Origin of the sequence: Nostoc sp. CALU 1950 (genome assembly GCF_051172895.1) — a bacterium.
Classification (GTDB): Bacteria; Cyanobacteriota; Cyanobacteriia; order Cyanobacteriales; family Nostocaceae; genus Nostoc; species Nostoc edaphicum_A.
Genome location: NZ_JBDNJQ010000078.1, coordinates 25,957 through 36,482, shown reverse-complemented (window position 1 = coordinate 36,482; position 10,526 = coordinate 25,957). Strand labels below are relative to the sequence as shown.

The window sequence follows — 10,526 nt, the reverse complement described above, 5'->3', positions numbered from 1 at the left end:
ACTTAAGTGCTTAAAAATCCAGGACTAAAGTCCTTACTACAAACTTTTATAACCCCACTAGTTCACTAAGACTTTGGTTTATAAGTTGAAGCAACGTGCAATTCTTTCAACTGTTTAGCATCTACACTCGAAGGTGCATCTGTTAACAAACAACGTGCTTGTTGTGTCTTCGGAAAAGCAATGACATCTCGAATAGATTCTTCTCCAGCTAGCAACATTACCAAACGATCTAAACCGTAGGCAATGCCACCATGCGGCGGTGTACCATATTCAAATGCTTCTAAGAGAAAGCCAAATTTACTTTGTGCTTCTTCAGGAGATAATCCAATTGCTTCAAATACTTGCTGTTGAATTTCTCGCTGATAAATCCGCAGACTTCCGCCGCCAACTTCTACGCCATTGAGTACCAAGTCGTAAGCTTGGGCGCGTGCAGTCTTTAAGTCGCTCAAATCATCAGGATGTGGTGCTGTAAATGGGTGGTGCAATGCTTCCAGACGCTTTTCGTCAGCATTCCACTCGAACATCGGGAAATCTGTAATCCAGAGTAAGTTAATTTTTTCTGGATCAATTAAACCAAATTCTTTAGCGATCGCTTGCCGTAATCTATCTAAAGTTTTATTAACTGTAGCAGCATCACCAGCGCCAAACAACAGCAAATGTCCAGCTTTTGCACCTGTACGGCGTAAAATTTCTTGTTTTTGTTCTTCGCTTAGGTTGTCTTTAATAGCGCCAATGGTGTCAATTTCGCCATCATCCCTAACACGGATATAAGCTAAACCTCTAGCACCGGCTTCACTAGCTTCTTTGAATAAATCGCCGCCTGGTTTAATTCGGACATTAGAAATTACATCGTTACCGTTGGGAATGGGTAAGATTTTGACGATACCACCATTAGTCACAGTGTCTCGAAAGACTTTGAAACCTGACTCTTTCACAATATCTGAGACATCAGCTAATTCCAAACCATAGCGGGTATCTGGTTTATCACTTCCGTAGCGTTCCATTCCCTCAGCATAAGTGAGACGGGGGAAAGGACGCTGTAACTCAATGCCTTTAACTGTTTTGAAGATATGGCAAACTAAGTTCTCATTTAGTTCGATAATTTCTTCTTGGGACATGAAGCTCATTTCCATGTCCAACTGGGTGAATTCCGGTTGTCTGTCGGCGCGTAAATCTTCGTCACGAAAACAACGGGCAATTTGATAATATCTGTCTAAGCCGGATACCATCAGCAATTGTTTAAATAGCTGGGGTGATTGCGGTAAAGCATACCACTCGCCAGGATTGACGCGACTGGGTAGAACATAATCTCGCGCCCCTTCTGGGGTAGAACGGGTAAGTATTGGAGTTTCGACTTCAATAAAACCTTCTAAATCTTCTAGATAACGACGCATGGCTTTGACAATTTGATGACGCAGTTGCAAATTTTGCGCCATCCGTTCGCGTCGCAAATCCAAATAACGATATTTCAGCCGCAAGTCTTCGCGCACTGTCTCAGTGTCAGCTAAGGAAACTTGGAAAGGTAACTGTTTGCGAACAGCATTGAGAAGTTTAATTTTATCGGCGTAGATTTCCACCTCGCCTGTTGGGATACGGTTATTCAGCGATTCTTCGGGACGTTGTGTTACCCTACCAGTGATTTCAACAACATATTCATTTCGCAGGGCGTTTGCATGTTCGTAAGAATCTGGGGTGCGTTGCGGATCACTGACGATTTGGACGATTCCAGAGCGATCGCGTAAATCTAAAAATATCACACCACCGTGATCGCGGCGACGGTCTACCCATCCGTAAAAGGTAACTGTTTCTCCAATATGTTCTTTTCGGAGTTCGCCGCAATAATGAGTTCGCATAAGTGTTAATTATTGTTTCCTGGGCTAGATTGAGAAGAAAATGTCAAAGCCTTCCCATTATCTAGCATCAATAGTAATTGTAGTAGTTCTGGTGAAATAAAAAATCAAATAATTTCACACTATATATATAAAGGAAGCCATAACACCGGAAAGCTGGGTTTTGCATACACAGGGAGGTGAGAAACTATCACACAGATAGCAGCAATTATCAGCTTAATGAATGTCCATACTCGATTCGGTTTAGTCCGAATTGAAAAAGAGTAGTTTTTTCCAGAGTGGTCTGATACCATTTCACGAAAAATCTGATACAGATGTAATCCCTAAAAGCTTTGCTGCATCTAAGTTTTTTAATTGCGTTAGCGAGTCCGCGTACTCTTACAAAGAAGCAAGCTACGCTTTTAGCGTCTCGTAGAGAGCGTCATTGCGTTAGCGGAGCGGGGCGTTAGCCCATTGCGAATTTTGAATTGGTATGAGGGATTGCCTAAAATTACTGAAGCTGAAAAAACCTCTTTGGATGTATTGCGGCGCAGATATCTATATCATCGCAGCGAAGGTGATTTGTTAGAGGGGACAATGATGTTGTTGGTGATGTCTCCTTAAAATTGCCGCAGATTCATCAGTAAAGTTAGTGCTGAGTGTGGCGACAAAAACTTCAGCATGATTTACAAAAGCTTGAGTATTGATAACCAATGTTGTAACATTGATGACTAACATTACAACATTAAGAAGAAACACTGTAATGTTGATGACCAACGTTGTAACCTTAAGAATAAACATCGTAATGTTAATTAACAATGTTGTAACATTAAGGACAAACATTGCAATGTTGGTCATCAACGTTGTAATGTCAAGGACAAACATTACAATGTTGATGACCAATGTTGTACTTTGATAAGTAAAAAATAATTATCTTATTGATAAAATTAGTATTACTAATACTTGCTTAAATATTCAAAGATGAGGGCACACAGTTATGCTCTTAAAGCTTGATTTCAAATTTTTTGAGTTTAGGTGATCCGCTTGCAATTCTAAGCGCAGTAGGGGCGCATAGATATACGCGCCTACCGCTTTCAGTGGACTCTGTGCGATCGCACCCTTCGCCCCCTCTTTAACGAGAGTAAGGGTGATTGAAGGTATCCCAAGCAGCAATGGCCGCCTTTTGCAGGCGAAAGCTGAAGTCTACTACATCTTTCATCAATAAGTGCCAGTTTCTCTCAGCTTCATCCTGAATTATCGCCCAAGAGTTTTCTAAGCGATCGCGTTCCATCAATTTCCTTCCTTCAATTAATGCCCGTGTTTGGCGCACAACTTTCAAATATGTTTCACGAGTGAGAGTACCTGCTGAATCAGCCTCAGCTTGAGCGCGTCTTTTTAGCGCTTCAATCAGCGCTTTGGTTTCGCGCTTCACCTCATCAGTTTCAGCAGCCATTTCTGTTTCCACTAATTCGTCGGTTTCAGAACTGATTTCTACAATTACGATAGATTCGGTAGATTCAATTACTGTCGTTTCAATGGATTCGATGTTGTTGGAATTCATACTTCAAACATCCTTAATTGCAAAGTGTGTCCGTTAATGAAAACTGCACCCTGTAATAGTAGTAACAAGTCATTGCAAATTTCACAAATGACAAATGAAAAATGACAAATTAATAAGCTTTTGTTGGCAGTTGTTCCTCTAATTTCAGCAATGCTGCAACTCGTACTTCTGTCGCAGGGTGACTGGAGAATAAGTTACCCAAAAACTGTCTAGAGATGGAATTGATAATTAACAACGGTTCATAAGCTGGATTAGCATTTAAAGGTATCTGCTTTGCTGAGGCTTCTAACCGTTGCAATGCCCTAGCTAAAGCGCGAGGATTACCAGTTAATTTAGCAGAACCTGCATCAGCGGAAAATTCTCGTGTGCGCGAAATTGCTAACTGAATGATTGTCGCAGCTACTGGCGCAAGTATGACTGTTAATAAAACACCAAAAAGATTTCCACCTCTATTGTTATCTCGTGAACCACCGCCAAACCATAAACTGTAACTAAGCATTTGAGCTAGGAATGAGATAGCACCAGCAACAGTAGCAGCAACAGCTTGTGTGAGGGTATCACGATTAATAATATGGGTGAGTTCGTGGGCTATAACGCCTTCGAGTTCATCCTCTGGCAATATATTTAAAATACCTTCGGTGACAGCTACAGCAGCGTGTTCGGGATCGCGCCCTGTAGCGAAAGCGTTAGCACCTTGACTAGGGACGATGTAAACTCTAGGCATGGGAATATTAGCGCGATCGCTCAATTTTTGCACCATCTGATAAAGTCCTGGTGCTTCCATTTCGCTCACAGGCTGGGCCCGATATACTGCTAACGCAATCTTATCTGATTGATACCAGGAAAACAGGTTTGTTACTGCTGCCAAACCAATCCCGATAATCAAGCCACTAGAACCGCCAATTACCCAGTAACTAATTGCGATTAAAAGACCACTTAGCGCAGCTAGCAAAGCAACCGTTTTCAATTGATTTGTCATGTTTTCGCTCTCCTGCTAATGCTGTGTAACTTTTTGAAAAAACAGCATTACTTCAGCTACACTTCGATTGTATCCAGCTAAACTTAGATATATGGTACAGAAAACTTATCAGAGAAGTACGGTTTTCTCACTTAACTTTTAGAAATACTAATTTAGTTGTTTTTGATACTTATCTACTAGTAATAAAATTACTTATTTATAGATATAAAAAATGTATCTATCTACAGGAATATTTTTTGCATAGGTAGAAATTACAAATTAATCGTTATTAATTTAGGTCCAGTTACTTATACAAGTTATAAATCTAGTTTACATGCTTTCAAAGCTTCAATATCTTGTGAGTATTTTTGTGCATCAAACAAATTGCTTGCGATCGCAGATTTTGGCAACTAATACCAATTTAATGTGAAGTTGCACATATCTTGATCCCCCTAAATCCCCCTTAAAAAGGGGGACTTTGATAGATGTTTTTCCGGTTCCCCCTTTATTAAGGGGGGCTAGGGGGGATCGAATTCTATGCAGCTTCATAAAAAATTGGTATAAGAAAGCAAAGTATTCTCACTGTGGTAGCAAACACAGCAACTGCTGTAGATACTGATTAGGACTTACGACGTATTTTGCGTAAGTCCTACTGATATAAAACTCATATTTAATTTCTGAAAAAATTCAGTACGCGCTTGTGCTACGCGCACCATGCAAATTCGTTCAGAAATCAAAGCGGATTCCTATATAGTAATAATATTTTCAAAAATCTTTACAGCAAATGAATTGACTGTAGACATAGCAGAAATAGGCAATATGCAGCTACAAAATAAATTTGTCCAGAAAATTCCCCGGACTGTTTGGGTTTTGGGGTTTGTCAGCTTGCTGACAGATATTAGTTCCGAGATGATTAATTCTCTGTTGCCCTTGTTTCTCGTGTCAGTTTTAGGGGCGAATCTTTTGACTGTCGGCATCATTGAAGGTATTGCAGAAGCAACAGCTTCAATCTTAAAAATCTTTTCGGGAGTATTGAGTGATTACTTAGGACATCGTAAGGGATTAGCAGTGTTTGGCTACGGATTATCAGCCCTTATGAAACCTCTATTCGCTGTAGCTACCAGCCCAACTGGAGTATTAATAGCTCGATTTAGCGATCGCATTGGCAAAGGTATCCGGGTAGCACCCCGCGATGCTTTGGTTGCCGATTCCACTAATCCAGAGGTACGCGGTGCAGCTTATGGATTGCGTCAATCTCTCGATACTATCGGAGCATTTTTGGGGCCTTTGGCAGCATTTGCCCTGATGGCTGCTTCCCAAAACAACTTCCGCCTGATTTTTTGGCTAGCACTCATCCCTGGATTCTTCGCAGTGGCTTTATTAGCAGTGGGAGTGCGCGAACCAAAAACAAGTGAAATTCAAGAGAACCGAAGCAACCCTCTGCAATGGGAAGCTTTACGCAGTTTGGGTAAAGGATACTGGGTACTTGTAGCAGTGGCGCTGCTATTCAATTTAGGAAACTCCAGTAATGCTTTTTTGTTGCTGCGAGCTGAACAAACAGGTATTTCTGCCTCACTTATCCCATTGACATTAATGATGATGAACATCACCTACTCATTCAGTGCCTACCCAATAGGAATACTTTCCGATCGCGTGGGTAAATTTGGGCTACTGGTAGGCGGATTTCTCCTATACGCTGTAGTGTATCTGGGTTTTGCTTTTGTGCAGACACCTTGGCAAGTCTGGGGATTGTTTGCCCTTTATGGTTTGCATTTGGGTATGAGTAAAGGATTGCTATTGGCGCTAGTGGCAAATAGTATCCCTGCAAATCTGCGCGGCACTGCTTTTGGATTCCTGAATTTGGCTGTGGGATTAGCCCTTTTACCTGCAAGTTTGTTAGCTGGTGGGTTGTGGCAAGCACTGGGAGCAGAGGCGACATTTATAACTGGAAGCTTGTTTGCGATCGCTGCTGTGTTATTACTATTGATTAATAGAAAGAAATATTTACAAATATAAGGCAATACAGTTCAGTACCCAGTCCCTAGTGGTCTATCGCATTAAATATGATGAGTTTGTAGTAAGCACTTCAGTGCTTAAAAATCCAGGACTAAAGTCCTTACTACAAACTTTTATAACCCTTCAGACACTACTCAGTCCCTAGTCCCCAATCCCCAATCCCCAATCCCCAGTTCAATCTATATCTTGAACAAATGGTTTCAACCGGGCTGTAACTCGTAATTTACTAAGTCTTCTTACTAGTAAAAGAGCTTGTTGTTTATATAATGCCGTTGGTAGCAGTCCAGGCAAATTATGCATCAACTCTCTAGCAGTGCCAATGTTACATCCTGATATTATACTTATTTCATTTGCACCATCAAAAATAGCATCTTGAGCTAAAACTTTCTCAATCTGTACTTGCCAATTTCGAGGAAACATTTCACCTCGTTCAATCCGCTGGAGGCTATGACTATTTGCCAGAACAATCAGGCGATCGCCAATAGAAAGTTGTGTATGATCGGCAGGCATCAACTTAACAGGCGATCGCCTGAGACTTTGATATAAAATTGGTACAACTCCATAACCATAGGCAACCTCAGCCAATAGTAATCCATTCAGTGTATCTCCAGCTTCAATCATGTACTCTACTACCAAAATAGTTTGAGTATCGAAGTTAAATAAGCTGAGAATATTTTCTCCAAAAGCCGCAGCAGCAAATACTTCTGCTGAAATAGCAGAGGTACAAATCACTTGAGCATAAGGAAACAATCGTGCAACATTATCACGAAAGTATCGGTCATAAGTCCGAATGACCACACGAGTTTTAGGACTTTTAGCGTATGCCATCAAAGCTATTTCCAAATTTTCCATGTCATCGTCCGTAACGACAACGACACTTTTACTATTAGCAAGATTTACCTTGTCTAAAGCATCGGCAATATTATCAATAATCAGTGGAATTTTGTTGAGAAAATCGGCGTTAAGTGCTGTACTACTAATACCCACCAAAGGTTGCTTGAATTCTTGTAACAAAGCCGCGACTCGTTGACCAACTCTATTTAATCCAATAAGTACAACATGGTCTTTTTGGGGGATTGATGGCTGGTAATTATTAAAAAACTGGAACCTTGAACTTAACAGAGCATCAGTTAGCAACGCATATAAAACCCCAACAAAACCTATACCAGTTACAGTTAGTGCGAGGCTAAACAATCGTAACCATCCTGGCATATTTTCAGCCTGTTCTGGTGGCGTTTTAAAATTCACACCGCCAAAGACATCTCCATATCCTCCCAAAAGCAAGACAGCAATAGCATAAAATGCTTCTATTATGTTACTTTCAGGATAATTTAAGATATAAATAATTGTTCCAAAACACCAAAGAAAAAGTACTATAATGCCACAGATAATTGCCACCCGCAAACTCTGATAACGAGAGAATGTCCGCGAGAAATATGCTATTTTATTTTTTAAATTTTTCCAGGTTCTACCTAATAAAATCTCTTGCCATAACTGCTGCCAGTTATGTTTACGCACAGTAGCAATTTGTTTTAAACTTTTAAGCTGCTCTGTAACTTCGATATAAATAATCGTATCACCTGGGTTTAATGTCGCTTCTGGTTCCCACTGATGAAATTCTTTAGGCAAAGGAGATGAATCATTAGCGTAATTTAATACCCGACGATATAAGGTATTTAATTCATGTATATGCCATTTATTAGCCCAGTTATCATTTATTTTTATCTGACGCTTTACTACCCGAAATTGGCGTTCTTCCAGTTGGAAATATCCAAGATTGTCATCTCCAAGGGCTGCAAGAGCAAAGCCAGAAGCGGAAATTTGATTTGGCTCAAAGGCAATAAAATTACCAAGGGTCTGACTTAACAGTTCATTGAGATTTTGTTTATCAGAACGTACAACCAGGCGAACTTGAGGATTTAAAAGCCTTGCGGCAAAGGCAGCTTCTATATTTACTCGTTCATTGCTAGTAACTAAAAGTACAGTTCGACACCGAGAAATGTTTGCCTGTTCTAAAACACTGCTCTGACGACAATCTCCGATGAATAAGTTTTCTAATAAACTTAATAAATTTGGTATTTCCAAATGTTGGGGTTGTTCTTGATCAATAGCATTAACAACAGCACCATACTCTTTTAGTACTGCAACGCAATGCTGACCCAAACTTCCTAGCCCACAAACTAAAAACTGATCTATTTTTGTCTGAGAATCTTCAACAGGCTGGTAATTACTTTCTGATGATGGCAGCATAATAATACCGCCAATGATACACATTATTTATCTATATCGTAGAATACCAAAGATATTGACTCACAGCAAAAATGGTATTATCAATTTAATGAAAAACTATTAATGGTGATGGAACTCGCCAAAACCGCCTTTCCAAACGGATAAATTCTGATATGGAAGGCTGATGGTTCCTACTTTCTTCGCTAACTGCGGGAGAGTAGGGCTTGGCTAAATGCATTACCTGACTCCCCTGTAGAAAGTGTAAATCTACAAATTGCGCCTCAAGGAGTCATGGAATGCTAGCCAGTGTATTGTGGATTTTAATGATGGGCTTTTTTGCCGGTCAACTTGCCCGTCGTTTAGTAGCTCCGCCTTTAATTGGCATGATTTTAGTGGGGATTATTCTTGGCCCCCAAGTTCGGAATGTCATTAGTGAAGATGTACTGGGTGCTGCTGATGAGTTAAGAACTTTGGCGGTAATGATTATTTTAATGAAAGCCGGACTGGGTTTAGATAGAGAAAAACTGGCTCAACAGGGAACAGTGGCGCTGCGCTTGGGATTTTTACCAGCAGCAACAGAAGCGATCGCGATCGCAATTACCGCTATGATAATTTTTAAATTTGACTTTCCCACTGGATTACTCTTGGGTTGTGTGATTGGCGCTGAATCTCCCGCTGTAATCGTCCCAGGAATGCTGAGGTTGAAAAGTTTAGGTTGGGGTGTCACAAAAGGAATTCCCGATGCAATTTTAACTGGTAGTGCTTTATCTGATGTACTGCTATTACTAGTCTTCAGCCTACTGCTAAGTTTCTTAGGTGACGGAGGTGTTGAGCAGATTACCCTACCTGGGGGATTCACTTTGACTGCTCTCCAACTGCTGCCGTTCCAAATTATCATGCAAATATTGCTGGGAGTCTTGTTTGGCTATTTAGCAGCCCGTTTGTTAGTTTCACTATTAACTAAACAAAACTGGACTCAGAATACTGTTCAAGATACTGTTATTGCTGCCAGCCTAGCTTTATTTCTAGTAATTTCCGCTCATGTATTCCCTTACTTTTCTGGTTATTTAGCAGCAATGGCTATGGGTTTTTTCTTAATTGAATTAGATGCTCCCTTAGCCCGAAGATTACGCGGCGGATTTGACAGTTTATGGATAGTCGCGGAGATTTTTTTGTTTGTCTTGTTAGGGGCAACTATTCAACTGCAAGTATTAGAAAAGATTCTGTTACCTGGCATTATAATTCTGGCAATTGGTTTACTAATTGGTCGAATGTTGGGCTGGTATCTCTCAACTTTAGGTAGTAATTGGAATTGGCGAGAAAGATTATTTCTGCTACCAGGAAACTCAGCAAAAGCCACAGTCCAAGCTGCCATTGGAGCAATACCGCTCTCCCAAGGAATTGCCGGAGGTGAGATAATTTTAGCGATCGCAGCTCTATCAATTTTAATCACAGCACCGTTAGGCGCTTGGGCAACTATGACTTTTGCGCCGAAATTGCTCACAAAAGGCAAAGTTGACCCGACCAAGGTAACAGTTGCTACTCGTACAGTATTGCTGGCAGCCGTAGATACATCGAATTTAGCCACAGAAGTTTTAACCAAAGTCGCAGATTTAGCACGCCGCAGTAACGGGGAAGCGATCGTTTTGCATGTAGTTAACACTTCAAATCAGCAAGATATCCAACAAATAAAAGAACAAAGCAAACAGTTGTTATCTGATATCAGCTATGAGTTTGTGACTGTTACAGGCGCGATACCAGAAGAAATTATTCGCATTGCTCAAGAGTATTCTGTCACTGCGATCGTTATGGGAAAACGCGGACATCAACCTTGGGAACAAGTGCTGATTGGTTCAGTATCACAAGCAGTCTTAGAAGCCAGCCCAATACCTGTAATCTTGCTAGAAAACCGTGAACCCAACTCAATTTAATT

7 protein-coding genes and 1 riboswitch are annotated in these 10,526 nt (G+C 40.7%); of the genes, 3 read left to right on the top strand and 4 right to left on the bottom strand.

Annotated elements, in window-relative coordinates; genetic code table 11:
- Window positions 1-65: 65 nt before the first annotated feature.
- The gene (gene aspS, locus ABF638_RS20855) at window positions 66-1,853 is read right to left on the bottom strand and encodes an aspartate--tRNA ligase (protein ID WP_435024905.1); all 1,788 of its coding nucleotides are present in this window, start codon (window positions 1,851-1,853) and stop codon (window positions 66-68) included.
- A 450-nt stretch (window positions 1,854-2,303) separates the two neighbouring features.
- Between aspS and ABF638_RS20850 the strand changes: the two genes are divergently transcribed.
- A complete protein-coding gene (locus ABF638_RS20850; RefSeq protein WP_435024904.1) occupies window positions 2,304-2,453 on the top strand; it encodes a hypothetical protein in 150 nt (49 codons plus the stop codon).
- Window positions 2,454-2,961: 508 nt separating this feature from the next.
- Here the strand turns inward: ABF638_RS20850 and ABF638_RS20845 are convergent.
- Both ABF638_RS20845 and ABF638_RS20840 read right to left on the bottom strand, forming a co-directional pair.
- Window positions 2,962-3,390 carry a hypothetical protein gene (locus ABF638_RS20845; protein ID WP_435024903.1) on the bottom strand — a complete coding sequence of 143 codons (429 nt, stop codon included), beginning with the start codon at window positions 3,388-3,390 and terminating at the stop codon, window positions 2,962-2,964.
- Between the two features lie 109 nt (window positions 3,391-3,499).
- On the bottom strand, window positions 3,500-4,369 hold the full coding sequence (locus ABF638_RS20840) for a zinc metalloprotease HtpX (protein WP_435024902.1): 870 nt from the start codon (window positions 4,367-4,369) through the stop codon (window positions 3,500-3,502).
- Between the two features lie 798 nt (window positions 4,370-5,167).
- On the opposite strand from ABF638_RS20840, the gene ABF638_RS20835 reads away from it, so the two are divergent.
- Window positions 5,168-6,364, top strand: a complete 1,197-nt coding sequence (locus ABF638_RS20835) for an MFS transporter (RefSeq protein ID WP_435024901.1) — start codon at window positions 5,168-5,170, stop codon at window positions 6,362-6,364.
- Window positions 6,365-6,538: 174 nt separating this feature from the next.
- Here the strand turns inward: ABF638_RS20835 and ABF638_RS20830 are convergent, their stop codons facing one another.
- Window positions 6,539-8,614 carry a potassium channel family protein gene (locus ABF638_RS20830; RefSeq protein WP_435024900.1) on the bottom strand — a complete coding sequence of 692 codons (2,076 nt, stop codon included), beginning with the start codon at window positions 8,612-8,614 and terminating at the stop codon, window positions 6,539-6,541.
- 95 nt (window positions 8,615-8,709) lie between these two features.
- Window positions 8,710-8,794, top strand: a riboswitch (Fluoride riboswitch).
- Between the two features lie 95 nt (window positions 8,795-8,889).
- On the opposite strand from ABF638_RS20830, the gene ABF638_RS20825 reads away from it, so the two are divergent.
- Window positions 8,890-10,524, top strand: coding sequence for a cation:proton antiporter (locus ABF638_RS20825; protein WP_435024899.1), 1,635 nt, complete (start codon window positions 8,890-8,892; stop codon window positions 10,522-10,524).
- The last annotated feature ends 2 nt before the right edge of the window (window positions 10,525-10,526 follow it).

Excerpts from the sequence above, each read along its gene's own strand:
- ABF638_RS20825 (WP_435024899.1), top strand. The coding sequence starts at position 8,890 with ATGCTAGCCAGTGTATTGTGGATTTTAATGATGGGCTTTTTTGCCGGT.
- ABF638_RS20840 (WP_435024902.1), bottom strand. The coding sequence starts at position 4,369 with ATGACAAATCAATTGAAAACGGTTGCTTTGCTAGCTGCGCTAAGTGGT.
- ABF638_RS20830 (WP_435024900.1), bottom strand. The coding sequence starts at position 8,614 with ATGCTGCCATCATCAGAAAGTAATTACCAGCCTGTTGAAGATTCTCAG.
- ABF638_RS20845 (WP_435024903.1), bottom strand. The coding sequence starts at position 3,390 with ATGAATTCCAACAACATCGAATCCATTGAAACGACAGTAATTGAATCT.
- aspS (WP_435024905.1), bottom strand. The coding sequence starts at position 1,853 with ATGCGAACTCATTATTGCGGCGAACTCCGAAAAGAACATATTGGAGAA.
- ABF638_RS20835 (WP_435024901.1), top strand. The coding sequence starts at position 5,168 with ATGCAGCTACAAAATAAATTTGTCCAGAAAATTCCCCGGACTGTTTGG.